General features: G+C 73.1%; 14 protein-coding genes and 2 pseudogenes. 4 read left to right on the plus strand and 12 right to left on the minus strand.

What is annotated here, in order from left to right; translation table 11 throughout:
- Nucleotides 1-37: 37 nt before the first annotated feature.
- The 3 genes from FGW31_RS13215 to FGW31_RS13225 all read right to left on the minus strand — a co-directional run bounded on the left by FGW31_RS13215 (nt 38) and on the right by FGW31_RS13225 (nt 5,720).
- On the minus strand, nt 38-1,651 hold the full coding sequence (locus tag FGW31_RS13215) for a succinic semialdehyde dehydrogenase (RefSeq protein ID WP_142193620.1): 1,614 nt from the start codon (nt 1,649-1,651) through the stop codon (nt 38-40).
- 135 nt (nt 1,652-1,786) lie between these two features.
- Nucleotides 1,787-3,865 carry a protein kinase domain-containing protein gene (locus FGW31_RS13220; RefSeq protein ID WP_142193621.1) on the minus strand — a complete coding sequence of 693 codons (2,079 nt, stop codon included), beginning with the start codon at nt 3,863-3,865 and terminating at the stop codon, nt 1,787-1,789.
- A 64-nt stretch (nt 3,866-3,929) separates the two neighbouring features.
- Entirely contained in the window at nt 3,930-5,720 is a 1,791-nt protein-coding gene (locus FGW31_RS13225; protein WP_142193622.1) for a serine/threonine-protein kinase, read from the minus strand.
- A 128-nt stretch (nt 5,721-5,848) separates the two neighbouring features.
- On the opposite strand from FGW31_RS13225, the pseudogene FGW31_RS36205 reads away from it, so the two are divergent.
- A pseudogene (locus FGW31_RS36205) lies at nt 5,849-6,169 on the plus strand (hypothetical protein); the annotation flags it as partial.
- Between the two features lie 425 nt (nt 6,170-6,594).
- Here FGW31_RS36205 and FGW31_RS36210 read toward each other — a convergent pair.
- From FGW31_RS36210 to FGW31_RS13245, 4 genes and pseudogenes are all read right to left on the minus strand, one after another.
- Nucleotides 6,595-7,353 (minus strand): annotated as a pseudogene (locus FGW31_RS36210) (serine/threonine-protein kinase); the annotation flags it as partial.
- Between the two features lie 323 nt (nt 7,354-7,676).
- Nucleotides 7,677-9,320, minus strand: a complete 1,644-nt coding sequence (locus FGW31_RS13235) for a serine/threonine-protein kinase (RefSeq protein WP_142193624.1) — start codon at nt 9,318-9,320, stop codon at nt 7,677-7,679.
- A gap of 351 nt (nt 9,321-9,671) precedes the next feature.
- A complete protein-coding gene (locus tag FGW31_RS13240) occupies nt 9,672-12,230 on the minus strand; it encodes a protein kinase (RefSeq protein ID WP_142193625.1) in 2,559 nt (852 codons plus the stop codon).
- Nucleotides 12,231-12,383: 153 nt separating this feature from the next.
- The gene (locus FGW31_RS13245) at nt 12,384-14,414 is read right to left on the minus strand and encodes a serine/threonine-protein kinase (protein WP_142193626.1); all 2,031 of its coding nucleotides are present in this window, start codon (nt 14,412-14,414) and stop codon (nt 12,384-12,386) included.
- Nucleotides 14,415-14,582: 168 nt separating this feature from the next.
- On the opposite strand from FGW31_RS13245, the gene FGW31_RS13250 reads away from it, so the two are divergent.
- The gene (locus FGW31_RS13250; protein WP_142193627.1) at nt 14,583-15,626 is read left to right on the plus strand and encodes a serine hydrolase domain-containing protein; all 1,044 of its coding nucleotides are present in this window, start codon (nt 14,583-14,585) and stop codon (nt 15,624-15,626) included.
- Between the two features lie 95 nt (nt 15,627-15,721).
- Here the strand turns inward: FGW31_RS13250 and FGW31_RS13255 are convergent, their stop codons facing one another.
- Complete coding sequence (locus FGW31_RS13255) at nt 15,722-17,428, minus strand: glycerol-3-phosphate dehydrogenase/oxidase (protein WP_142193628.1); 1,707 nt, start codon at nt 17,426-17,428, stop codon at nt 15,722-15,724.
- 273 nt (nt 17,429-17,701) lie between these two features.
- On the opposite strand from FGW31_RS13255, the gene FGW31_RS13260 reads away from it, so the two are divergent.
- Nucleotides 17,702-18,910: a nucleotide sugar dehydrogenase gene (locus FGW31_RS13260; protein WP_142193629.1), complete on the plus strand. Its 1,209-nt coding sequence runs from the start codon at nt 17,702-17,704 to the stop codon at nt 18,908-18,910.
- 547 nt (nt 18,911-19,457) lie between these two features.
- On the opposite strand, the gene FGW31_RS13265 is transcribed toward FGW31_RS13260, so the two are convergent.
- The 4 genes from FGW31_RS13265 to FGW31_RS13280 all read right to left on the minus strand — a co-directional run bounded on the left by FGW31_RS13265 (nt 19,458) and on the right by FGW31_RS13280 (nt 24,327).
- Complete coding sequence (locus FGW31_RS13265; RefSeq protein WP_142193630.1) at nt 19,458-20,582, minus strand: GuaB3 family IMP dehydrogenase-related protein; 1,125 nt, start codon at nt 20,580-20,582, stop codon at nt 19,458-19,460.
- A gap of 129 nt (nt 20,583-20,711) precedes the next feature.
- Nucleotides 20,712-22,217 (minus strand): IMP dehydrogenase, encoded by a 1,506-nt coding sequence (gene guaB, locus FGW31_RS13270; RefSeq protein ID WP_142193631.1) that lies wholly within the window; start codon nt 22,215-22,217, stop codon nt 20,712-20,714.
- Between the two features lie 160 nt (nt 22,218-22,377).
- Nucleotides 22,378-22,965, minus strand: a complete 588-nt coding sequence (locus FGW31_RS13275; RefSeq protein ID WP_006130726.1) for a sigma-70 family RNA polymerase sigma factor — start codon at nt 22,963-22,965, stop codon at nt 22,378-22,380.
- A gap of 750 nt (nt 22,966-23,715) precedes the next feature.
- A complete protein-coding gene (locus FGW31_RS13280) occupies nt 23,716-24,327 on the minus strand; it encodes a response regulator transcription factor (protein ID WP_003948568.1) in 612 nt (203 codons plus the stop codon).
- A 380-nt stretch (nt 24,328-24,707) separates the two neighbouring features.
- On the opposite strand from FGW31_RS13280, the gene FGW31_RS13285 reads away from it, so the two are divergent.
- On the plus strand, nt 24,708-25,037 hold the full coding sequence (locus tag FGW31_RS13285; RefSeq protein WP_142193632.1) for a WhiB family transcriptional regulator: 330 nt from the start codon (nt 24,708-24,710) through the stop codon (nt 25,035-25,037).
- Nucleotides 25,038-25,177: the final 140 nt, after the last annotated feature.

The following is a 25,177-nucleotide window of genomic DNA, read 5'->3' on the forward strand; positions in this document are numbered from 1 at the left end:
TCGAAAGCTGTGGGTCCGGTGCCGGGTCGGCGCTGTCTCAGCGGAAACGGAATGCCTTCATCAGGCGCAGGCTCCGGCTCATGAACGCCGCGTACGTCGCGTCGTCCATGCCGAGCGAGGGAGCCATCGGCAGCAGCCGCTGGTGGGCGACCGTCTGTGCCTCGGTGTACTTGAGGATGCCCTCGGCGCCGTGCCGGCGGCCGAGACCGGAGTCCTTCATGCCGCCCATCGGCGACTGGACACTGCCGTACGCGGGCGCGTACCCCTCGTTGATGTTGACCGTTCCGGTGCGCAGCCGGGCGGCGAGGGCGCGGCCGCGCCGGGCGTCCTTCGTCCAGACCGAGGAGTTCAGGCCGTACGGGGTGGAGTTGGCGCGCTCCACGACCTCGTCGTCGGACGAGAACCGGTAGACGGACACGACCGGGCCGAACGTCTCCTCCGAGCAGACGCTCATCGGCGCCTCGACACCGTCGAGGATGGTCGGCTCGTAGAAGTAGGGGCCGATGTCCGGGCGGGCGGTGCCGCCGGCGAGCACCTTGGCGCCCTTGGCGACGGCGTCCTCCACGTGCCGGGTGACGGCGGTCAGCTGGCGTTCGCCGACCAGTGAGCCCATGTCGGCGCCGTAGGCCAGGGACGCGCCGAGGCGGATCGCCTTCGTGCGGGCGGTGAAGCGCTCCAGGAAGGCGTCCGCGACCGCTTCGTGGACGTACAGCCGCTCGATGGAGATGCACAGCTGGCCCGCGGAGGAGAAGCAGGCGCGGACCGCACCCGCGGCGGCCTTGTCCAGGTCGGCGTCCTCCAGCACCAGCATGGCGTTCTTGCCGCCGAGTTCCAGGGAGACGCCGACCAGCCGGGCCGCGGCACCCTGGGCGACCTCCCGGCCGGTGCGGGTGGAACCGGTGAAGGAGACGTAGTCGGCGTGCTTGACGACCTCGGGGCCGACCACCGGGCCCTCGCCGAGGACGATCTGGAAGACGTCGGCGGGCAGCCCTGCCTCGATGAGCAGGTCACGGGCCCACAGCGCGGTCAGGCAGGTCTCCGTGTCCGGCTTCATCACGACGGCGTTGCCCGCGACGAACGCGGGGAGCGCGTCACCGACGGACAGTTCGAGGGGGTAGTTCCAGGGGGCGATCTGGCCGACGACACCGCGCGGGTGGCGCAGTTCGGTGACCTTCGTCAGGGTCGGCATGGCGCCCGCGTGCCGCTTGGGTCCCAGGTAGGCGGCGGCCCGGCGGCCGTAGTGACGGGCGGCGACGGCGACGGCCTGCACCTCCTCGTGGGCGTGCAGCCGGGCCTTGCCCGTCTCCAGCTGGATCAGGTCCAGGACCTCGGCCTGGCGCTCCAGCACCAGGTCGTGGAAGCGGAGCAGTACGGCGGCGCGCCGGCGCACCGGGATCTGCGCCCACACGGTCTGGGCGGCACGGGCAGTCTCGAAGGCCCGCGCCACGTCCTCGGGCGTCGACTCGGGCAGGTCGGCCAGCTTCTCACCGGTGAACGGCGTGTGGTTGGCGGTCCGTCCGGAGCCGACCACGCCCTTGGTGAGCTGCGCGACCAGCTCCGGCGTGACCACGTCGGCGGCGGTACGGGCACCCGCCGGGGCGGGGGCGAGAGGGTTGGTGCCGGTCGTTTGCCGGGTCTGCGCGTCCGTCATGAGGCGCAGAGTATGACGGGGCGGGAACTTTGTGTACCCGTCGGTAACAGATTCACGCAGCGCTCACACATCGCCAGTGAACGCTGGCAACAAACCGCCTGATCAGCGCGTTGACGGACGACGGGCGGCCGTTCGCTACGTTCCGATCTCGAGCCGGTCACGAGCGCCCTTGAACACCGTCGTGCCCTGTTTCTCCAGCGGCGTGCCCTTCGGCATGTCGACGCGCAGTTCGTACATCGCGCCGTCGTCGGTGCGGATCATCAGCTGCATGACCCGGGTGGGTGTGCCGTCCATGCCCCAGGTGGTGTCGGCCAGCACGGCGTCGTGGCCGCGGAAGCTGGTGGGGGTGTACTGCGTGCGCGCGTCCCCGTCGTAGCCGTCCCAGGTCTCGTGCGCCGCCCGCGCCCGGCCCATCGGAGTACCGGGGGCCGTGTCCCACTGGGTCAGGCGGACGCTGACGCCGCCGTCGGACTCGTAGACCACCAGCCGGGAGGCGTCCTTCGCGCCGCCCTGCCGGGCGAACTCCTCGTATCCGGGCGGGAGGGAGAGGACGGCATCCAGGGCGGGTTCGCGGTGCGCGGCCCAGGTGGTCGATGCGGACGGGCCGGACGGCCCGGACGAGGCGGACGGCCCGGACGATGCGGACGGCCCGGACGATGCGGTGCCGTTGGCGGTGGGCGGCGCGGTGGCGGTTGGGGCAGGAGCGGTCTTCCCCTCGTCCGGCTCTGCCCGGTGGTCCGTCCCGCCGACGGCGGTGGCGGACCAGATGCCGCCCGCGACGACGAGGGCGCTCAGGGCAGCCAGGGGGACGGGGCGGCGGAGGAGGCGGTGCGTAAGCGGGGCGACCGGCTCACGCACCGGTACCGGTTCCTGTTCCGGTTCCGGTGCCGGTTTCTGTTCCGGTGCCGGTTTCTGTTCCGGTTCCGGTGCCGGCTCCTGTTCTTGTTCTGGCCTTGGCTCCAGCACCGGTCCCGGTTCTGACCTCGGCTCTCGGTCCGTCTCCGGCTTCGGCTCCGGCACCAGCACCGGAACCGTCTCCGACTTCGACTTCGACTCCGGCTGCGGCTCCGGCTGCGGCTGCGGCTGCTGCGGCTCCGAAGCCGGTTCCGTATCCGACGCACGTTGCAGTCCCGGTATGGGTGCGCGGTCGGGCTCACCGGCGGAGTGCAGCCGCACCGTACCGGCGTCCTCCGCCACCTCCCGCAGACGGGAGGTGTCCTGGCGCTCCGCCGCCGCTTCCTCCTCACCCGCGGCCGGCCACCGCCCCGCCGCCACCGCTTCCGTGGTCGTGACCGCTGCCGTGGCCGTGACCGCTGCCGTGGCCGCTGCCATCGCTTCCAGGGCGGTCGCCGTCTCCTCGGCGTCCGGGCGTTCGTCGGGGTTCTTGGCCAGCAGCCGCAGGACCAACGGCCCGAGCGGCCCCGCCTTCTCCGGTGCGGGCGGGTCCGCGGTGACGATCGCGGCGAGGGTGGACTCCGGCGTCGTACGGCGGAACGGTGACCGGCCCTCGACGGCGGCGTACAGCAGGACGCCGAGGGACCACAGGTCGGAGGCGGGTCCGGCGGTACGTCCCGACATCCGCTCGGGCGCGACGAACTCCAGCGACCCGACGAACTCCCCGGTGACCGTGCGGGATTCCTCGCCCTGGACATGGGCGATGCCGAAGTCCGTGAGGACCACCCGCCGGTGCGGCCCGAGCAGCACGTTGGCGGGTTTCACGTCACGGTGCACGATGCCCACGGCGTGCGCGGCGCGCAGGGCGCCGAGGACCGCGAGCCCGATACGGGCCGCTTCCGCGGGCGGCAGGGGGCCGCGGCGCAGCACCTCGTGCAGGGACTCGCCGCGGACGAGCTCCATGACGATCCACGGCAGTCCGCTCGTGCCGTCCGCGCCCTCCGCCGCGTCCGGTCCGTCCACCCGGACCGCTCCGTCCTCCTCCTCGACGACCACGTCGTGGATGGACACGGCGGACGGGTGGTCGACGCGGGCGGCGGCGCGGGCCTCGCGGTAGAGCCGGTGGGCGGCCCGCCGGTGGCTAGCGTCACCCGGTTCGCCCGGTAACCGGGGCTCCTTGACCGCGACTTCGCGCTCCACCCGCTCGTCGAGGGCCCGCCAGACGGTGCCCATGCCGCCGGCGCCGATGCGCTCGACCAGCCGGTAGCGTCCACCGACCAGCCGCCCCTGGGCGCCCCTTGGGCCACCGTCGTAGCTCATGACCCATGAGTACCGTGCGGGCCGCGCCGTTGTCGACGCGTATCCCCGTGCCGACATCGCCGGTTCAGAGCTTGTGGACGTCCCACGTCTCGAAGACCGTACGGGCGATGTCGCGGCCGTCCTCCGCGAAGTAGCCCTTGCCCGGGTACACGACCCAGAGCCGGTACATGTCGCCGTCCTTGTTCCGGTAGTACCTGACCTGCGCCTCGCGCACCAGCGGTGTCGGCCCGTCGCTCGTCGTGTAGACGATGGTGTTGGTGGCGGCCTCGCGGTCCTTGTACGTGGTCTCGCGGGGGCGGCCCTTGGGCGCCGGCGTGTCGGCGATGCCCCAGCTGTACTCGCCGTCCCGGAGCTCTTCCCACTCCGCGAAGGCGCGTTCGGTCGCCGAGGCCTCGATCTCGCCGTCCACGTCCTCGGCCTTGAGGTCGCGGTCGGCCTCGATCCGCACCATGCCGCTCGGGTCGGTGAAGGACACGACGGTGCCGTCCGAGTCCTCGGCGGGCCCGTCCTTCACGAAGCCCTCCGGCACCGCGAGGGCCACACCCACCCGGTCTCCGAGGTCGTGCTTCGTCCAGCCCCCCGGCAGCGGCCCGGCGAACGGGTCCGCGATCGTCAGGTACGCCGCCACCGCCCCCGCGACCACCGCCGCGCCCAGCCCGATCAGCGTTCTGCGGCCGAGCCGGACGCCCTTGCCGCCGGCGCCGTGGACGGGAAGCGGGCCGGCCTGCGTGGGCTGCGGGACGGGCGGGTTCGCGGCCGCCTCCAGCGCGGCGCGGGTCTGCGCGGCGTTCGGACGGCGCGCCGGGTCCTTCTGCAGCAGACCGGTGATGAGGTCGGCCAGCGGTCCCTGCGCGGAGGCGGGCGGTGCCGGCACGGAGTTGAGGACGGACTGCAGGGTGGCGGGTGTGTTGCTGCGGCGGAACGGCGAGACGCCCTCCGTCGCCGCGTACAGCACCACACCGAGCGACCACAGGTCGGAGGCGGGGCCGGGGCGCTGGCCAAGCACCCGTTCCGGAGCGATGTATTCGGGCGAGCCGACGAAGCCGCCGGTGTCGGTGAGGTTGGTCTCGCCCTCGATCTGGGCGATGCCGAAGTCGGTGAGGACGACCCGGTCGTGGCGGCCGAGCAGCACGTTGTCCGGTTTCACGTCCCGGTGCAGGATGCCCGCCGCGTGCGCGGCCTCCAGCGCGCCGAGCACCTCCAGGCCGACCCTGGCCGCTTCGCGCGCGGACAGCGTGCCCTCCTCCTGGAGTACGGCGCCCAGCGGACGGCCCCGCACCAGCTCCATCACGATCCACGGCCGGCCGTCCACCACCGCGACGTCGTGGACGTTGACCACCGCGGGATGGTCGAGCCGGGCGGCGGCACGGGCCTCGCGGCGCATTCGCTCGAAGACGTTGGAACGTTCGCGATCGGGAAGATGCTCCGGGACGCGAGGCTCCTTGACGGCGACCTCGCGGTCCACCGTCTCGTCCTGGGCCCGCCACACCGTGCCCATGCCGCCGTGCCCGAGCCTGGCGATCAGCCGGTACCGTCCGGCGATCAGCCGCCCGGCGCCGGGGTCGGCATCCGGGGCCTGCACCTCGTAGCCGTCCGGACCGGCATGGGCCTGGGGCCGGTGCGGGTCGGCATGCGTCCGGGGCCTGTTCGGGTCGGCATGCGCCCGGGGCCTGTTCGGGTCGGTCTGCGGCGGGTGCGGGGATGGGTGCGGTGGCTGCGACGGGACCGCCCGGGTCGGCGTCGCGTACGGGTTTCCGGGGTGCGGGACGGCCGCGGGCGGATTCGGGTTCGGTGGTTGCAGGCCGAAACTTGTTGGCTCGTCGGCCCCGTTGTGGGCTCCCCCGTTGCTGCTCATGGTTCATCCATATCGCGACCGGCCCTCAGGCAGCCACCTCGGGCGCCGACCGGTCACAGACCCGTGACCCACGCCGGGACTTTCCTCCCGTTTGTCGGCTGTGCAGCGGCGGCGCGAAGGCGGAGGCGATGGTGGTGTGGCGGCCGTGGCGCCGGCCGTGGCAGCGCTCGGGATACGGGTTACGGGTCACGGGTTACCGGGCTTTCGGGCCGGTCGGGGTGGGAGTGGGGCCGGTGGGGGTGGTCGCCGAGGGGCCGGCCGGCGCGGGGTCGGTGACGGAGGTGCCGGTCGGGCGGGCTCCGGTTGCGGATGCGCCGGTCGGGCGGGCTCCGGTCGCGGATGCGCCCGTGGCGGGCGAGTCGGTCACGGCGGTCCCGCTCCCCGCGGGCGACTGGCTCGCGGGCGCCTCGCTTCCGGGTGCCTGGCTTCCGGGTGCCTCGCTTCCGGGTGCGTCACTCTCGGGCGCGTCGCTTCCGGGCGCGTCGCTCTCGGGCGAGTCGGTGACCGGCGTGTCCGGCGCCGTGCTCGACGGCGTGCCGCCCCCGTCGCCGCCGTCCCGGTCCTGGACCAGCAGCACCGCCGCCGACACGCCCGCACCCGCCATCGCGGCGACCGCCAGCGCGGCCAGGAGCGCACCCTTCGAGGGCGGCCGGCGGACGGGACGCCCGCCGAGGGAATTGGGCGGCCGGCCGTCGGCCTCCTCACGCCGCGCCGAAGGCCGCCGACGGGGCGGCTCCCGGTCCGGCAGCAGGTCGAGGGGTGCCGTCTCCGGTGTGCGGCCCGTCTCGCGGAACGCCCTCAGCATCCGTTCGGCCCGGTCCGCGTCCAGCCTGCGGTCGGGGTCGCGTTCCAGCAGGCCGCGCACCACCGGCAGGATCGGCTCGGCCTGCGCGGGCGGCCGGATCTCGTCGACCACGACGGCGTGCAGCACCCCGCCGAGCGAGTCGCGCCGGAACGGCGACTCGCCGCTGAGCGCCGTGCACAGCAAGGCGCCCAGCGACCACAGGTCGGACTCGGGTCCGGTCCGGGCGCCGGACATCCGCTCCGGCGCGGTGTACTCGGGTGAGCCGACGAAACTGCCGGTCTCGGTCAGCGTGGTGGAACCGGAGACCTGGGCGATGCCGAAGTCGGTCAGCACGACCCGGTCGGTTCCGTCCTCCAGCAGGACGTTGGCCGGCTTGAGGTCCCGGTGCAGCACACCGGACGCATGGGCGGCACGCAGGGCGCCGAGCAGGTCGATGCCGATCCTGGCGGCCTCCGCGGCGTCCACCGGGCCCTGTTCGGCGATGCGGTCGGCGAGTGACGGCCCCTCGATCAGCTCCAGGACGATGTACGGGCGCTCGTCGTCCTCGACCACGTCGTGGACCACGATGATGTGCGGATGGCTCAACTGGGCGAGGGCACGCGCCTCGCGCAGGGTGCGGTCCCGCTGCCGCCGGGCCTCCGCGGCGGAGAGCGTCTCGTCGACCGGGAGCTCCTTGACGGCGACGCCGCGGCCGAGCAGTTGGTCGGTGGCCCGCCAGACCACGCCCATGCCGCCCCGCCCGAGCCTCGCCTCCAGACGGTAACGGCCCGCGATGACACGGGCGTTGTGCCGTGCGGCCCCGTTCTCGGGTTCCCCCTCGGTCACCATGGGCCCATCATGCCCCACTGGATGTGTTCGCTCCGGTACGGCGATTCGGCCAAGCGGCGCCCCACCTGCGCACGACCAGCGCACGAACGGCGCACTCGGGCGCACGCCGGATGCGTCAGCGCTCGCACCGGACCGGTCAGACCCGTCAGGGCTCGCACCGGACCCGTCAGACCCTTCAGGGCCCGCACCGGACCCGTCAGGGGCCGCGCAGGCCACATCAGAGTTCGCACCGGACGCGGAAGGGCTCGCGCAGCCCACATCAGGGTTCGCGCCGGACGCGGAAGGGCTCGCGCGGGCCGCATCAGGGGTCGCGCCGGGACGCGTCAGGGTTCGCGCCAGCCCTGCAGCACTGTCTCGAACTGTTCGCGTGTGGTGGCCCAGTCGGCGGCCGGTGAGGCCATGTAGATGGCGTACTCGACGCCGTCCCGCGAGATGTACATCTGGTCGATCGCCCGGTACGGCCCCGGGAACTCCGTGTCCTTGGCCAGCGCCGTCCAGCTGTACTCCAGCCGCGCGCTGTCGCGGTCGCGGTAGACGCGGCGTTCCAGGCCCACCCGCCGGTAGTCGACCAGCCGCTGCCCGATCTGCTGGTCGATGTCGCTCAGGTGCTCGTACGGGTCGTCGAAGTCGGGCGAGTCGTCGGCGGCGACGCGGATGAAGTGCTTGCCGCCGTCCGGCGTGTAGTCGACCTGCCGGGTCGCCTCGTCGAAGACCACGCGCTGCCAGTTCTCCCCGGGCAGCACGATGGTGAACCCGTAGGGGTCGGTACGGCGCACCCAGCCCTCGGGCAGGCCGCCGGCCGCGTCGGTCCCGTCCGTCCTCGTGGGGCCGGTCGTGGGTGTGGTCGTGGGTGTCGGTGAGGGGCCGACCGTGGTGCCGCCGTCCTGGTCCCACTGGTGGAGGACGACCGCGGTTCCCCCGCCGATGAGCGCGGCCAGGACGGTGACCAGCGCGATCATCCGCCCGCGCGTGCGGCGGCGGACCGGTCCGGAAGGCGGCCCGTACGGCGTCTGCACGGCCGTCGGACCGCTGCTCTGCGGATATCCGTGGTGCGCGGCGGCCGTCGGAGGGCTCTGCGGCCCGGTCTCGCGCGGCAATGGCACGTGCGCGTCGACGGCCTGGGTCGGCACGTACTCCTGTGCGGCGGGCGGACGGCGGCCCTCCGCCGCCTCGGCGAGCATCTGCTCGGTCCGCTCGGCGTCGGGCCGGGTGGCGGGATCCTTGCGCAGGAGCGCGCTGATGACGGGCGCGAGCGGGCCGGCGTGCCGCGGTTCCTCGGCCTCCTCCTCGACGACCGCCTGCATGGTGGTCAGGGGCGAGGTGCGGCGGAACGGCGATCTGCCCTCGACCGCCGTGTACAGCGTCGCGCCGAGCGCCCACAGGTCGGAGGACGGGCCGGGGTCGTGGCCGCGGACCCGCTCGGGCGCGAGGTAGTCGACCGAGCCGACCACCTCTCCGGTGCGGGTGATGGCGGTGTCGCCGTCGATCTGCGCGATGCCGAAGTCGGTGAGCAGCACCCGGCCGTCCCGGCCGAGGAGAACGTTGCCGGGCTTGACGTCCCGGTGCAGTACGCCGGCGGCGTGGGCGGCGCGCAGCGCGCGCAGCACCCACAGGCCGATGCGGGCGGCCTCGCGGGGGTCGACGCGTTCCTGCTCGCGCACCGCGTCGGCCAGCGAACGGCCCTCGACCAGTTCCATCACGATCCACGGCCGGCCGTCGTGCTCCAGCACGTCGTGCACGGTGACGACGGCGGAGTGGTTGATCCGCGCGGCCGCGCGCGCCTCGGCGCGGGTGCGCGCCAGCAGCGTGGCCTGTTCGCTGTCGGAGACGTAGAGCGCCGCGGTCAGTTCCTTGATCGCGACGGCCCGGTGCAGCACTTCATCGTGCGCACGCCACACACGGCCCATGCCACCGCTGCCGATGGAGTCCCCGAGCCGGTAGCGGCCCGCGACGAGCGAGCCCTGCATCTGATTCACGTTGCCCCGCAATGGTCTTGACAGGGTCAGCGTAAGTATCCCGGCCGTTCCTGGGAACCGAGGGCGTGCCATGGAGACCGCACTGTGATGGTTGTCGCTGTACGCGGCGCGAGGCAACCACAACGCCTGCGATCGCGTGGTGCCGACGAGCCGCCAGGCGTTCCGGAGGCCGGCAAGGCCGGTGGTACGCACTCCGGTTGAACCAGCCGTACGGCGTCCGGCTGGAACGGAGGAACGGCGTCCGGTCCGGACGGAGGCACAGCATCCGGATCGGACGGAGAAACAGCATCCGGTCCGGACGGAGGAACTGCATCCGGTTCAGTCGGAGGCGGGGCGTCCGGTTCAGCCCGTGTACTGGTAGGTAGCCGACGCCTGCTCGAACAGCCGGGAGACCCGGTCCCGTTCGGATTCCGGTCCGCGTACCTGCACGACGTGGTAGCGGCCGTCGATCAGCGCCGCGAGGTTGCGGACGTACAGCTCGCCAGCGTCGCCGGTCCAGGTGAACTGGCCCTCGGCCATGGAGCGTCCGCCCACCTCGATGGTCTTCAGGCCGGTGGACGTGGCCCAGCTGGAGTCGCGGTAGGGCTGCAACTCGCGCTCGGCGTCCCGCTGGTAGGCCATGGGGTCGCTGCCGTAGCGCTGCGCGCTGTCGCGGCCGGGGACGACGATGAGCTCGAAGTCGCCGTCGGCGTACACGACCTGGCCGCTGCCGTTCTTCGCGGTGCGCTGCCAGCCCTCGGCGACGGCGATCCGGAAGCCCTCGGGGTCCTTGCGCAGGGTGAAGCCGTCGGCGACCTCGGGGACGGTGGTCTGGGTCTCGGTGGACGCCGCCGACTCCTCGGGGCTGCCGTCGGTGTGCGGCGGGTTCTGCCCGCCGTCCGGCTCACCGCCGGTGTCCGGCGGGGCCGGTGCCTCGCTGACCTCGCCGGCGGATCCGGTCCGGTCGGCGGAACCGGCCGTCCCGGAGGTCTCCTCGCCGGCCTTCGGCATGAACAGCACCGCGTAGGCGATGGCCGCCGCCATGGCGAGCAGCACCAGCAGGAGCAGGGATCGGCCCAGTCGGCGCGGGGATTCCGTTTCCTTCCGGGCCCGCTTGTGCCGCCCGTGGTGGGCGGGCAGCCCGGCCCGCCGCCTGCGCACCAGCTCGCCCCGGCGTCGTATGACGGGCAGTCGGCCGGCGTCGACGGGCGGTGCCGCTATCACGTGCACGCCCGCCTCGGGTTCGGGCGCCGACCGCACCAGGGAACGCAGCCAGCCGCGCAGCTCCTCGAAGTCCGGGCGTTCGGTGGGGTCCTGGCGCAGCAGCGACTCCACGACCGGCCGGAGCGGCCCGCACTCCTCGGCGAACGCGGGCGGCTCGGCGCACACCATCTGCACCAGCTCGGCCGTCGACTCCTCCGGGTAGGGCGCGTGGCCCTGGACGGCCCGGAACAGCAGCGCGCCCAGCGCCCAGAGGTCGGTGGCGGGGCCGATCGGCGCGGCCAGCTGCCAGTTCTCGTGCACGGGTCCGGCCTGCTCCGGCGCCCAGCGCTCGGTCACGGGGCCGACGACGGCCATGCGTGCCTGCCGCGCCCGCTCCGCGGCCAACGCGGTGGTCGGTCCGCGCCGCGCCGGCGCGTGCGCCACGAGGTCGTCCCAACGCGCCCGCGGGACGGCCTGGTGCGCGGCACCGTGCGCTTCGAGCGCCCCGCGCGCTCCTGCTCCTCCGGGACCCTCGGGGCCGGTGGCGTCGGCACGCCCGCCGGTCCCGGCTCCCGTGCCGGCACCGTGGTACCCGGCGGCGCCCACCCCGTAGGGGTCGGCCACCCGTCCCGGCGGTACCGGTCCGGCTCCGGTGCCCGCCGCGCCGTCGCCCTCGGGTGCGGGCCGTGCGCCGGGCAGGGCGGTACGGCCGCTCTGCTGCGCCTCCTGCACGCGGGCCGCGGCACGGGCGCCCGCCCGGTACGCCGCGATCGCGCCCGCCCGGGCCGCCCGCACGTCCCCCGCGCTGTCGAGGGCGCGCGGGGCCGCCGCGGGCGTGAGGCCGCCGGGTGCGCCCGCCGCGCCGCCGGGCAGCCGGCCGGCGCGTGCCTCGATGGCGGCCCGCCGGGCGGCATCGGGATCGGAGTCCGCGGTGAAGCCGGGCGGCCAGGAGGGCCCGTGGCCGTCGTCCATGGAACCCGGGGCCGGCCCGGCCGGGCTCAGCGGCTCGAGCGCACCGGCCGCCGCTCCGCCCGGCCCCGGATCCTGCGCCGGTGCCTGGCCCGGTCCCTGGCCCGGCTCCTCGTCCGGGGCCGGTACCGGGTCGTAGCCGCACAGGGCCTCTTCCGCCGCGCCCACCGCGAGCCCGGTCAGCATCACCCGGCCGTCGTCGCAGACGAGGACCGTGCGGGCGGTGATGTTGCGGTGCACCCAGCCGTAGGAGTGCAGGACCCGCAGCGCCGTCAGGACGTCGGCGGCGACCTCCGCCGCCCGGTACGGGGAGAGCGGCTCCTCGGCGAGCAGGGCGGCCAGCGGCCGGGCGGCGACGAGTTCACTGACGATCCACAGCGAACCGCCGTCCGCGAACACGTCGAAGACCTGGTCCAGACGCGGATGGTCGGGAATGGCGGCCGCCGCCTGCGCTGCCTCGACCGCGCGCCGCACGACCGGGTCGGCGGGCCGCCGGGTGCCTCCGCGCGCGGACGCCGCTCCGTAACCGCCCCGCCGGGCGCTGCCGTCGCGGGCGGTGAAGCCGTCGGGCAGCCCTTCGGCGTCGAGCACCTCGGCCTCGACGACCTCCGGCAACGGAACCTGCCGGATCAGCACTTCCTGCCCGCTGTAGGTGTCGAAGGCGCGGCTCTCGGTGAGTTCGTACTCGTCGGAGGGCGGGAGGGGCAGGCGGTAGCGGTCGGCGAGAACCCGTCCCGCGTAGTCGTCCACGTTGCCTCCCCCGGCACTACGGTCGGTCAGTTCCGTTCGTCCAGCGGGCCGTTCCGGCTGCGCACGGTCCGCACATACTCACGATACGTGCCGGAGGCAACCCGCAGAGAGGGGATGCCACTTTCCACTCCCCATTCCTGGGGCCGGTCATGCTCAGGACTTCGGCTCGAACGTCTTCGTCAGCGTCCGCCAGGTGTCCTTGCGCTGCTCACCGCCCCATGCGGCGGCCTTGGCCGTGTACATCAGCCCGTACCCGAGGCGGTCGTTGACCACCGTGCCCCGGTCGATGGACCGGTACTTGGTCCCGCTTTCCACGTAGGTGAACTCCCAGTCGGCCGTGTTCCAGCCGCGGTATTCCACCGCCTCGATGCGGATCCGCTCGTACTGCGAACGCACCATGGAGCGTTCCTGGTTCTTCCAGTCCGCGACCGGGTCGTCCTTCGGCGTGGTCGTCCAGCCGATGAGCAGCTTCTGCCCGTTGGGCCCGGTGAACCGGTCACCTGCGGCGCCCGTCGACCGGTACTTCCACCCCTTGGGCAGCCCGATCGAGTATCCCTGGCCGCCCTTGTGGGTCTTCGCCACCGCGGCACCGCCGTCCTGCGCGGCGTCGTCCCCGGCGGAGTCGTCCGGGGCCGAGTCCTCCGAGCCGTCGGTGCCCGCGCCCGGGCCGGCCGGGGCCGATCCGGTTGCCGTGCCGGCGTCGGCCGGTGCGCTCGCCGTGCCGTCGGCGCGGGTGCCGTCGTTCTCGTCGTTCCTGGTGTCGGCACTCGCGGTCCGGCCGGTGGCGGTCCGCTCACCGCCGCCCTTGGCCCCGTTGGTGTCCCCGTCGTCACCGAGCGCGAGGGCCAACACGGTGCCGAGCACGGCGAGCACCACGATCACGGCGATGGCGATCAGCGTCCGGCGGGGCACCACGTCCGTCAGCGGCGCCCGCGGCGCGGGCCGCGGCGGCAGGTCCGGCGGTGTCATCACCGGCCACCCCGAACTGCGCCCGCCCGAAGCCGCGTTCCGGCCCGCGGCCCCGGCACCCGTCCGCGGGTGGGCGCCGTTCGCCGGCGCGGAGGCCGGTGCCGCGCCCGTCCGCGCGCCGGAGGGTGTCGCCGCAGTCCGGGAGGTTCCGGCGGCCGTTCCGGGCTCCGGAGCGTTTGTGGTGTTGCCGGACTTGGTGCGGGCCGCGGCGCCGGCCGCGCCGGCGGCCGCTGCCGCCTTCCGCACGGAACGCAACGCTCCGCGCAGCCTCTCCCCGGCCTCCTCGCCCCGTCGGCCTCCGGGCTGCTCGGGCAGCGGCACGACCTTCGTGGCGTCCGCCGGCTCGTGCCCGCCCGCCCCCTCGGGCGCGTGGAGGACGGCGTTCAGCATGGCCCGGGCGCCGGCGTCGTCGAGCCGCTGGGCGGGGTCCTTGGTGAGCAGCCCGTGGATGACGTCCCTGAGCGGTCCCGCGTTCTTCGGCTCCTCCAGCGGTTCGGTCATCACCGCGGTGAGCGTGGCGATCGCGGACCCCTTGTCGTACGGCGGTGTGCCCTCCACCGCCGCGTACAGCAGCCCGCCGAGCGACCACAGGTCGGCCGCGGGTCCCGGCTTGTGGCCGCGGGCCCGTTCGGGGGAGATGTAGGAGGGGGCGCCGACGAGCATGCCGGTCGAGGTGATGGAGGGGTCGCCCTCGACCTGGGCGATGCCGAAGTCGGTGAGCACGACCCGGCCGTCCTCGGCGATCAGCACGTTCGACGGCTTCACGTCGCGGTGGAGGATGCCCTCCCGGTGCGCGGAGCGCAGCACGTCGAGCACGGCGAGGCCCACCTCGGCGGCGCGCCGCGGCTCCAGCAGTCCGTCCTCGCGGATGACCTCGGCGAGCGACTTGCCCTCGACGAGTTCCATCACGATCCAGGGCCGGTCGTCCTCCTGCACGACGTCGAAGACGGTCACGGCGCTGTTGTTGCGGATCCGCGCGATGGCCTTGGCCTCGCGCAGCGTCCGAGTGATCAGGCGCCGCTTCTCGTCCTCGTCGATGCTGGACGGGAAGCGGAGCTCCTTGACGGCGACGGTCCGTCCGAGGGTTTCGTCCTCGGCGCGCCACACCGTCCCCATGCCGCCGCGGCCGAGCACATCTCCCAGCCGGTAGCGCCCGGCGAGGAGACGTGCGCTCTTGTCCTGACGGGATGTCCCCGCCCGCTCCGCCTCCGACATGCGTCCCCTCATGCAACCCGCCCTGACAGAGCCTTCATTGTCCCTCACCCGACAAGTGCTCCACGCCCAGGGTGCCTCAGGCGGCCCGGCCCGGCGCACACGGAGCCCGGATGAGGCGCTGCCCGACCCGCCCTGCATCATGGGCCCCTCGACACGGGAGGAGCAGGGATGCCGCCACTTCGGACACTACTGGCCATTCCCCTCTCTCTCGCTCTGCTCGGGCTGTCCCCGACCGCTTCCTCGGCGCCGGCCGCCCCGTCCGCGGACGCCCTCCTTCCGCTGCTGGTGACGCGTGGTGGTGCTCCCGCCGCGGCGCTGCTGGCGGTGGAGGAGGCCGGCGTCCGCTACGCCCAGGCCGGTCCGGGCATCGCGCGCGCCGACCACTTCCGCGCCGGCAGCATCACCAAGACGTTCGTCGCGACGGTCGTCCTCCAACTGGCCGACGAGGGCCGCCTGTCGCTCGACGACACCGTGGAGGAGCATCTGCCGGGTCTGGTGCGGGGAGCGGGCAACGACGGGCGCGCGCTGACCCTGCGTTCCCTGCTGACCCACACCAGCGGCCTTCGTGACTTCTCCGCGGACACCAAGGGCACCCTCCCGGTCACTCCGCTTCAGGCCCTGAACATCGCCCTCACCCACTCCCCGGCCCCACGCGGCCGCTTCCTCTACTCGAACACCAACTACGTACTGCTCGGCATGGTCGTCGAGCAGGTCACCGGCCGCTCGTACGCCGACGAGGCCGAGCGGCGCATCATCGATCCGCTGCGTCTCGCGCACACCTCCTTCCCCGGCTCCCGCACTCGGCTGCCCCGGCCGCACGGCCGCTCCTACGCCGCCGACGGGACCGACGTCACCCGGCTCGACCCGCGGGTGGCCGGCGCCGCGGGCGAGTTGGTGACGACGCTCGCCGACCTGGACCGCTTCTACGCGGCCCTGCTCGGCGGCGAACTGCTGCCCCCGCGCCGGATGCGCGAGATGCTCGGCACCCGTACCGCACACGGCTCGTACGGCATGGGCCTGTTCCCCGTGGAGCTTCCGTGCGGCACCACGGTGTGGGGGCACAACGGTCGCATCGCCGGCAGCTACGTGCGCACCGCAGCCACCGTCGACGGCCGGCATGTCCTCACCTTCCGGGTGAACACGGACGCGATTGCGGATCCCGGTCTCGAATCCGCGGTGCTCGCCGCCGAGTTCTGCCCTCGCACTGCGTAGAACGACCGGGTTCCGAACACAGATCCCACTGTCCGCCACTCGTTCGAGTGATTCGCCGTGGTGCTCGTTCCTGGCGGGGCCTCGGGCCGTGGCGGCTACCGCGGCACGATGTCCGGCGCCCCGAGCCGTGCCGCGTCCGCCGTCAGGTCGTCGGGCTGCCGCTGGGACTCGCGCTCGGCCTCCACCCGCTTCTCGTAGTGCTGCACCTCGCGCTTTATCCGGTCCTCGTCCCAGCCCAGCACCGGCGCCATCAGCTCGGCGGCCTCCCGGGCGCTGCGCGTGCCCCGGTCGAACGTCTCGATGGAGATGCGGGTGCGCCGGGTCAGCACGTCGTCCAGGTGCCGCGCCCCCTCGTGGGAGGCGGCGTAGGTGATCTCGGCGCGCAGGTAGTCGTCGGCGGCCTGCAGCGGTTCGCCGAGCGAGGGGTCTGCGGCGATGAGGTCCAGGACCTCCTCGGCCATCGCGCCGTACCGGTGCAGCAGGTGCTCCACGCGTGCCGTGTGCAGTCCGGTGCGCGCGGCGGTGCGCGCCCGCCCGTTCCACAGCGCCCAGTAGCCCTCGGCACCCACCAGCGGCGTGTCCTCGGTGACGCAGTCGGCGACGCGCAGGTCGAGTCCGTGGACGGCCGCGTCCACCGCGTCCTTGGCCATCACCCGGTACGTCGTGTACTTGCCGCCCGCCACCACGACGAGGCCGGGCACGGGATGCGCCACGGTGTGCTCGCGGGACAGCTTGCTCGTGGCGTCCGACTCGCCGGCGAGCAGCGGCCGCAGGCCGGCGTAGACGCCCTCGACGTCGTCCCTGGTCAGCGGCACCGCGAGCACCGAGTTGACGTGTTCCAGCAGATAGTCGATGTCCGCGCTGGAGGCGGCCGGGTGCGCCTTGTCGAGGTCCCAGTCGGTGTCCGTGGTGCCGACGATCCAGTGCCGGCCCCAGGGGATGACGAACAGTACGGACTTCTCGGTGCGCAGGATGAGCCCGGTCGTGGAGTGGATGCGGTCCTTGGGGACGACGAGGTGGATGCCCTTCGAGGCCCGTACGTGGAACCGGCCCCGCTCGCCGACCATCGCCTGGGTGTCGTCGGTCCACACACCGGTGGCGTTGACGACCTGTTTGGCGCGCACCTCGTACTCGCCGCCGCCCTCGACGTCCTGCACGCGGGCGCCGACCACGCGTTCGCCCTCGCGCAGGAAACCCGTCACCCGCGCACGGTTGGCGACCCGCGCGCCGTACGCCGCGGCCGTGCGCACGAGGGTGGCGACGAACCGGGCGTCGTCCATCTGGGCGTCGTAGTACTGCAGGGCCCCGACCAGCGCGTCCTTCTTCAGGCACGGGGCCACGCGCAGGGCGTGACGGCGGCTCAGGTGCCGGTGCACGGGCAGGCCCCGCCCGTGTCCGCGGGCCATCGCCATGGCGTCGTAGAGCGCGACGCCCGCTCCGGCGTAGAGCCGCTCCCAGCCCTGGTGCTGCAACGGGTACAGGAACGGCACCGGCCGGACCAGGTGGGGCGCGAGCCTTTCCAGCAGCAGGCCGCGCTCCTTCAACGCCTCTCGGACCAGGGCGAAGTCGAGCATCTCCAGATAGCGCAGGCCGCCGTGGATCAGTTTGCTGGACCGGCTGGACGTGCCCGACGCCCAGTCCCGCGCCTCGACCAGCCCCGTGGACAGGCCGCGCGTGACGGCGTCGAGCGCGGTGCCCGCGCCGACGACGCCGCCGCCCACGACCAGCACGTCGAGTTCGTGCTCGGCCATGGACGCGAGTGCTTCGGCACGCTGCGCCGGCCCCAGTGTCGCTGTCCTCACCGCTGCCTCCCGCTCATCGGTCGCGTCGGCCGCACCCGTCGGGCGTAGCCCGGTCCCCCACCCTCATGCCCAAATTCTGACCGGGTTGCCCGACTTCAGCCACCACGCGCTCCCAGCCTGTGGACAACTCCCCGGTACGACTCACCGAAACTCAACCGATCAATCCCGCATATCGGTCATATTTACTCCTAGTCTGACATTGCGCTCGCCTGTCCAGTCCACAGCGCTTGCGCACCTGTCGCACTCCGGTTAATGGGAAGGACGGCCCACGCCATGCCCGCAGATCTCGCCGTCATCGGACTCGGCCCGTACGGACTGCCCCTGGCCCAGGCCGCCGTCGCCGCCGGCATCCCGACCATCGGCTACCGGACCGGCCCCGAGGCGGGCTCGCTCAGCGCCGCCGAGCAGCGCCGCATGCTCGCGCAGGGCTTCCGTACGACCGCCCATCCCGCCGAGCTCGGCCGGGTGCGCACCGCCGTCATCTGCGCCCCGACCCCACGCGCCGCGGACGGAGGGCTCGATCTCGGCCTGGTGGAGACGGCCGCCCGCACCCTCGCCGCGCAGCTGCGCCCGCACACCACGGTGATCCTCGAGTCCCCGGCGCCCCCGGGGACGACGGAGGGCCCGCTGCTGCGCCTGCTCGAGTCGGGATCCGGCCTGCGCGCGGGCCGCGATTTCCACCTCGCCTACTCCCCCAGTCGCGTCGACCCCGGCAACCGTGACTTCACCCCGGCCAACACCCCGAAGGTCATCGGCGGCCTCACCTCCGCCTGCACCGAGTCGGCCGCCGCCTTCTACGGGCGCATCACCGACAAGGTCGTCCGCGCGCGCGGCCCGCGTGAGGCGGAGACCGTACAGCTCCTGGAGGCCAACTTCCGGCACGTCAACATCGCTCTCGTCAACGAGATGGCCGCCCTCTGCCACGACCTGGGCATCGACCTGTGGGACGTCATCCGCTGCGCGGAGACCAAACCCTTCGGCTTCCAGGCGTTCCGCCCCGGCCCCGGCGTCGGCGGCCACTCCGTCCCCCAGGACCTGACCGCCCACGCGGGCCGCACCCTGCGCATGGCGGAACTCGCCCAGCAGGTCAACGGCCGGATGCCGCACTACGTCGTCCAGCGCGCCGCGGCCCTCCTCAACGAGCACGGCAAGTCGGCGCGCGGCGCACGCGTCCTCCTCCTCGGCGTCACCTACAAGGCCGACCTGGCCGACGAGCAGGGCAGCCCCGCGCACGAGGTGGCGATCCGGCTGATGGAGCTGGGGGCGTCCGTCAGCTACCACGACCCGCACGTACCGACCTGGCACGTCCTCGACCGTCCCGTTCCGCGCGCGGACTCCCTCTACGAGGCCGCCGCCGACGCCGACCTGACGATCCTGCTCCAGCAGCACCGCACGTACGACCTCCAGGGCCTGTCGGTGAAGGCCCAGCTGCTGCTGGACACGCGAGGGGCTACTCCTACGGGGGCGGCGCACCGGTTGTGAGGGGGCGCGCGGCGGGCCGCCGTGGCACGGGGGTTGGTGGTGGCGGAAGGACCGCGCCAGTACGGCAGGGGCCAGGAGGAGCCCACCGCAGGGGCCACTGCGGCAGGCTCCACGATGGTGCACGGGTGTCCGCGCCTGGTCTTCGTGGGGGCGGCCGCTCACCATCCGAGAATCCGCAAGATCCACCTCCTCCGGCACTTCACCGTCCACAGACGGATCCGATCCCAGCGAGTGGGCCTGCGGTGGCGTCCCATGGGCGCCCCCTTCCACGACACCGCCCAGCAGCCCGGTGGACGGTCCGTCGGAATCGGGCCGGGCCCCGAGGGCGGGGTCCGGACCGTGTCCTCGGAAGGGGGCCCAAGAACTGGGGCGCTGACCAGGACACGAGCGGCCTCACACGGGTGGACCAGCGCGGATCGGGCCCCAGGACAACCGCGCGCCCCCCGACTGCCACGGGCGCCCCTCCGCGCCCCCGGACACGCGAAAGGGGCCGGTCACCTCACCAGGTGACCGGCCCCTTTGTGTCGTGTCGAAGCCCGCGCAGTCCCTATCGCCGGTGCTGCGAGTCGGCGACCGTCACCTCGACGCGCTGGAACTCCTTCAGCTCGCTGTAGCCGGTGGTGGCCATCGCGCGGCGCAGGGCGCCGAAGAGGTTCATCGAGCCGTCGGGGGTGTGGGACGGGCCGGTGAGGATCTCCTCCAGCGTGCCCACCGTGCCGAGGTCGACCTTCTGGCCGCGCGGCAGCTCCTCGTTGACGGCCTCCATGCCCCAGTGGTTGCCCTTGCCGGGACCGTCGGTCGCGCGGGCGAGCGGCGAGCCCATCATCACGGCGTCGGCGCCGCACGCGATCGCCTTGGGCAGGTCGCCGGACCAGCCGACACCGCCGTCCGCGATGACGTGCACGTATCGGCCGCCGGACTCGTCCATGTAGTCGCGGCGGGCGGCGGCCACGTCGGCGACCGCGGTGGCCATCGGGACCTGGATGCCCAGCACGTTGCGCGTGGTGTGCGCGGCGCCGCCGCCGAAGCCGACCAGCACACCGGCCGCGCCGGTGCGCATCAGGTGCAGGGCGGCGGTGTAGGTGGCGCAGCCGCCGACGATCACCGGGACGTCGAGTTCGTAGATGAACTGCTTCAGGTTCAGCGGCTCGTGCGCACTGGAGACGTGCTCGGCCGAGACCGTCGTACCGCGGATGACGAAGATGTCCACGCCCGCGTCGACGACGGCCTTGGAGAACTGGGCGGTGCGCTGCGGGGAGAGCGCGGCGGCGGTGACCACGCCCGAGTCGCGCACCTCCTTGATGCGCTGCCCGATCAGCTCCTCCTTGATGGGAGCGGCGTAGATCTCCTGGAGGCGCCGGGTGGCCGCCTCGGCGGGCAGGCCGACGATCTCGTCCAGCAGCGGCTGCGGGTCCTCGTGGCGGGTCCACAGGCCTTCGAGGTTCAGCACGCCGAGGCCGCCGAGCTCGCCGATGCGGATCGCGGTGGCCGGCGAGACGACCGAGTCCATGGGGGCGGCCAGGAACGGCAGCTCGAAGCGGTAGGCGTCGATCTGCCAGGCGATCGAGACCTCCTTCGGGTCCCGCGTACGGCGGCTGGGGACGACGGCGATGTCGTCGAAGGCGTACGCCCGGCGGCCGCGCTTGCCGCGCCCGATCTCGATCTCAGTCACGTCTGTGGCCTTTCCCTGATGCGTTGCAGCGCCTTCCAGTATCCCCGACGGCCGCGGCGGGTACCGCCCCGGACGTACGGCGAGGGCGGCCCCGGATGCCCGGGAAGCCGCCCTCGGGAAGCCCGCCGTCTACTTGCGGCTGTAGTTCGGCGCCTCGACCGTCATCTGGATGTCGTGCGGGTGGCTCTCCTTCAGACCCGCGGAGGTGATCCGTACGAAGCGCCCGTTGTCCTGGAGCTCGGGCACGGTGCGGCCGCCGACGTAGAACATCGACTGGCGCAGGCCGCCGACCAGCTGGTGGACGACCGAGGAGAGCGGGCCGCGGTAGGGCACCTGGCCCTCGATGCCCTCGGGGACGAGCTGCTCGTCGGAGGCGACGCCCTCCTGGAAGTAGCGGTCCTTGGAGAACGACTTGCGGTCGCCGCGGGTCTGCATGGCGCCGAGCGACCCCATGCCGCGGTACGACTTGAACTGCTTGCCGTTGATGAACATCAGCTCGCCCGGGGACTCCTCGCAGCCCGCGAGCAGCGAGCCGAGCATCACCGTGTCGGCGCCTGCGACCAGCGCCTTGGCGATGTCGCCGGAGTACTGCAGACCGCCGTCGCCGATGACCGGGACACCGGCCTCCTTGGCGGCGAGGGCGGCTTCGTAGATCGCGGTGACCTGCGGGACGCCGACGCCGGCGACGACGCGCGTGGTGCAGATGGAGCCGGGGCCGACACCGACCTTGATGCCGTCGCAGCCCGCGTCGACCAGGGCCTTGGCGCCGTCGCGCGTGGCGACGTTGCCGCCGATGACGTCGACGCCGGACGAGTTCGACTTGATCTTGGCGACCATGTCGCCGACCAGCCGGGAGTGGCCGTGCGCGGTGTCGACGACGATGAAGTCGACGCCCGCCTCGATCAGTGCCTGGGCGCGCTCGAAGGCGTCACCGGCGACACCGACCGCGGCACCGACGAGCAGCCGGCCCTCGGCGTCCTTGGCGGCGTTCGGGTACTTCTCGGCCTTCACGAAGTCCTTGACCGTGATCAGGCCCTTGAGGACGCCGTGGTCGTCGACCAGCGGAAGCTTCTCGATCTTGTGGCGGCGCAGCAGCTCCATGGCCTCCGCGCCGGAGATGCCGACCTTGCCGGTGACGAGCGGCATCGGCGTCATGACCTCGCGCACCTGACGCGTGCGGTCGGTCTCGAAGGCCATGTCGCGGTTGGTGACGATGCCGAGCAGCTTCTTGTTGCCGTCGGTGACCGGGACGCCGCTGATGCGGAACTTGGCGCACAGGGCGTCGGCCTCGGCGAGCGTGGCGTCCGGGTGGATGGTGATGGGGTCGGTGACCATGCCGGACTCGGAGCGCTTCACCAGGTCGACCTGGTTGGCCTGGTCCTCGATCGACAGGTTGCGGTGCAGGACACCGACGCCGCCCTGGCGGGCCATCGCGATCGCCATGCGCGACTCGGTGACCTTGTCCATGGCGGCGGACAGCAGCGGGATGTTGACCCGGACGTTCTTGGAGACGTACGAGGCGGTGTCGATCTCGTCGGGCGCCATGTCCGACGGGCCCGGCAGCAGCAGCACGTCGTCGTAGGTCAGCCCGAGTGTCGCGAATTTACCGGGCACTCCGTCGACGTTGGCAGTCATGACACCTTCCCCAAATGGCCTTGATCGGTGCGGATGTCCATGCTAACGGGAAGCGCGGGTGTCTCATTCCACGGTTTCGCACGGCTCCGGGCTTCGTATGTTCGTACGGGAACGGCTGAGTGGCCGTTCCTCCGCCGAAGGGGCGGCGGTGCGGCGGGCGTTACTGCTCCGCCAGGGCGCGCAGTCGGCTGAGCGCGCGGTGCTGCGCCACTCGGACGGCGCCGGGTGACATTCCCAACATCTGTCCAGTCTCCTCCGCGGTGAGGCCCACGGCGATGCGGAGCAGGATCAGCTCGCGCTGGTTCTCGGGCAGGCTGGCGAGGAGTTTCTTGGCCCATTCGGCGTCGCTGCTGAGCAGGGCGCGCTCCTCGGGGCCGAGGGAGTCGTCGGGCCGCTCGGGCATCTCGTCGGAGGGCACGGCGGTGGAGCCGGGGTGGCGCATCGCCGCGCGCTGCAGGTCGGCGACCTTGTGGGAGGCGATGGCGAAGATGAACGCCTCGAAGGGCCGGCCGGTGTCCTTGTAGCGGGGCAGGGCGAGGAGCACGGCGACGCAGACCTCCTGGGCGAGGTCCTCGACGAAGTGCCGGGCGTCGCCGGGGAGCCGGGACAGCCGGGTGCGGCAGTAGCGCAGGGCGAGGGGGTGGACGTGGGCGAGCAGATCGTGCGTGGCCTGCTCGTCTCCGTCGACGGCGCGATGGACGAGCGCACCGATCGCCCCTTGGGCAGTGCCCGCCTCGTCGTCGCGCATCGGTCCATGGTGCCCTGCGGACGTCGGGTCCGCGGCACCGTGTCCCTGGTTGTGCACCGAAGCGTTATGAGCAGGTGCGCCGGAACTCATCCCCTGCGCCCTCCCCTTCCGCTCGACCGACTCGTCCCCGAGGAACTCCACACCTCAAGGATGCGGCATCCGCGACGAAACGAGCAGCGGGCACCTGTCGACGGCCGCCGACACGCCGGTGACCGGGGGTTTCCACGCCCCGGGCGCGGCGGATGCCGGGTTTTTGCATCCCGGATCACCGGCGGTCCGCCCTTCCGGTCCGCGCGCGGTCGCGCCGGCCGACCGCACGCCCCGCCGGTTCGCGGATCTCGCAGCCGCGCCGGCCGTGCGGGTACGCGGCGTCGGCGGTCGTGCCCGGGGTTGCGTACGTGCGCGGCTGTGGGCCGCCCGGCGGAGGAGTTCGCGGGCCCTCGCTCGTCGGTCGGCTCGTGATGCCGATGCGTCGGGGCGAGGGCGGCGGTCCGTCGTGGAACGCACCCGAAGCCTGCCGTTCGGACCGGGCCGAACCCGCAGGTCCGGTTCCGTGCCGGGCCGCCGGCCGCCGGTGCAGCTCGGACCGGGCCGGGCCCGCAGATCCGGCTCCGTGCCGGGCCGCCGGGCGCCGGGCGCCGGTGGGGGTTTCCGGGGCTGTGCCCCGGCTCCCGCCGCCGTCCCGCGATGCGGGAACACCGGCCCCTGCTCGTCACCCGGCGTGATCCGGCATGATCCGGGCGTACGGCCCTAGCGCACGAGGCCCCAGCGGAAGCCGAGCGCCACCGCGTGGGCCCGGTCCGACGCGCCGAGTTTCTTGAACAGCCGCCGCGCGTGCGTCTTGACGGTGTCCTCGGAGAGGAACAGCTCGCGGCCGATCTCGGCGTTGGAGCGTCCGTGGCTCATGCCCTCGAGGACCTGGATCTCACGCGCGGTGAGCGTCGGCGCGGCCCCCATCTCGGCGGAGCGCAGCCGGCGCGGGGCGAGCCGCCAGGTCGGGTCGGCGAGCGCCTGCGTCACCGTGGCCCGCAGCTCCGCGCGGGAGGCGTCCTTGTGCAGGTAGCCACGGGCACCGGCGGCCACCGCGAGCGCCACGCCGTCGAGGTCCTCGGCGACGGTGAGCATGATGATGCGCGCACCGGGGTCGGCGGACAGCAGTCGCCGGACCGTCTCGACGCCGCCCAGGCCGGGCATGCGTACGTCCATCAGAATCAGGTCCGAGCGGTCGGCTCCCCAGCGGCGGAGGACTTCCTCGCCGTTGGCAGCCGTCGTCACGCGCTCGACGCCGGGCACGGTCGCGACCGCGCGGCGGAGCGCCTCTCGGGCAAGCGGGGAGTCGTCGCAGACGAGGACGGAAGTCATGGCCGCCCTCCGCAGCTGATGCGCGTCACCTTGAGCCTCCAGGCTGGTACGAAATCGTCACCTGTGCGGTCGACCGTCTCGGACGCCCGCCCGAGCGCTGGTTCCTTCAACCGCCTCGCACTCTCAACGACGGTCACTCGAAAGAGTTACGGGGCCGTCTGCCATCTTCGGCACTCTACGTGAGGAGACGGACACGGTGCAGACATGCACCGCGGACCCCCGAACTTTCATCACAACCCATGCCCCATTCAGCCCCTTTTCTTCCCCTTTGTTGGTGTCCGGGGCTAGATTCGCAATGAGTCATATTTTCATCTCCTTGGATCGTAGTTGTACGGTCGTGGACACCGGATCCGCCCAGAACGGCTACAAGGGGTCACGCAATGGCAGATTTCTCCCGCCTTCCCGGACCGAACGCGGACCTGTGGGACTGGCAGCTCCTGGCTGCCTGCCGCGGGGTGGACAGCTCCCTCTTCTTCCACCCCGAGGGCGAGCGTGGTGCGGCTCGGAGTGCTCGCGAGAACTCGGCCAAAGAGGTCTGCATGAGGTGCCCGGTGCGCGCCGAGTGCGCCGCACACGCGCTGGCGGTACGTGAGCCGTACGGCGTGTGGGGCGGACTGACCGAGGACGAGCGCGAAGAGCTGATGGGGCGGGCGCGCCACCGGCTGGTGTCGGCGTCAGCCGGCGCCGGGCACGCCGCCTCGAACAACTGAAGGAACGTTTCTTCACGGAGTGAGGGCACGCACAGGGGCGCGCGCGGGCACGGGCCGCGCGCCCTGCGGTGCGCGGGTGCGCGCCAGAAGGCGCGTCAGACAGGCCCCCGACATCCCGGCCACCGGCCGCCCGGCAGGCC

Source organism: Streptomyces calvus, from assembly GCF_006782915.1.
Classification (GTDB): domain Bacteria; phylum Actinomycetota; class Actinomycetes; order Streptomycetales; family Streptomycetaceae; genus Streptomyces; species Streptomyces calvus.

Bases quoted from the DNA above. Each gene is read 5' to 3' on its own strand.
- FGW31_RS13215 (WP_142193620.1), bottom strand. From the start codon at position 1,651: ATGACGGACGCGCAGACCCGGCAAACGACCGGCACCAACCCTCTCGCC.
- FGW31_RS13220 (WP_142193621.1), bottom strand. From the start codon at position 3,865: ATGAGCTACGACGGTGGCCCAAGGGGCGCCCAGGGGCGGCTGGTCGGT.
- FGW31_RS13225 (WP_142193622.1), bottom strand. From the start codon at position 5,720: ATGAGCAGCAACGGGGGAGCCCACAACGGGGCCGACGAGCCAACAAGT.
- FGW31_RS13235 (WP_142193624.1), bottom strand. From the start codon at position 9,320: ATGCAGGGCTCGCTCGTCGCGGGCCGCTACCGGCTCGGGGACTCCATC.
- FGW31_RS13245 (WP_142193626.1), bottom strand. From the start codon at position 14,414: ATGTCGGAGGCGGAGCGGGCGGGGACATCCCGTCAGGACAAGAGCGCA.
- FGW31_RS13250 (WP_142193627.1), top strand. From the start codon at position 14,583: ATGCCGCCACTTCGGACACTACTGGCCATTCCCCTCTCTCTCGCTCTG.
- FGW31_RS13260 (WP_142193629.1), top strand. From the start codon at position 17,702: ATGCCCGCAGATCTCGCCGTCATCGGACTCGGCCCGTACGGACTGCCC.
- guaB (WP_142193631.1), bottom strand. From the start codon at position 22,217: ATGACTGCCAACGTCGACGGAGTGCCCGGTAAATTCGCGACACTCGGG.
- FGW31_RS13275 (WP_006130726.1), bottom strand. From the start codon at position 22,965: ATGCGCGACGACGAGGCGGGCACTGCCCAAGGGGCGATCGGTGCGCTC.
- FGW31_RS13280 (WP_003948568.1), bottom strand. From the start codon at position 24,327: ATGACTTCCGTCCTCGTCTGCGACGACTCCCCGCTTGCCCGAGAGGCG.
- FGW31_RS13285 (WP_142193632.1), top strand. From the start codon at position 24,708: ATGGCAGATTTCTCCCGCCTTCCCGGACCGAACGCGGACCTGTGGGAC.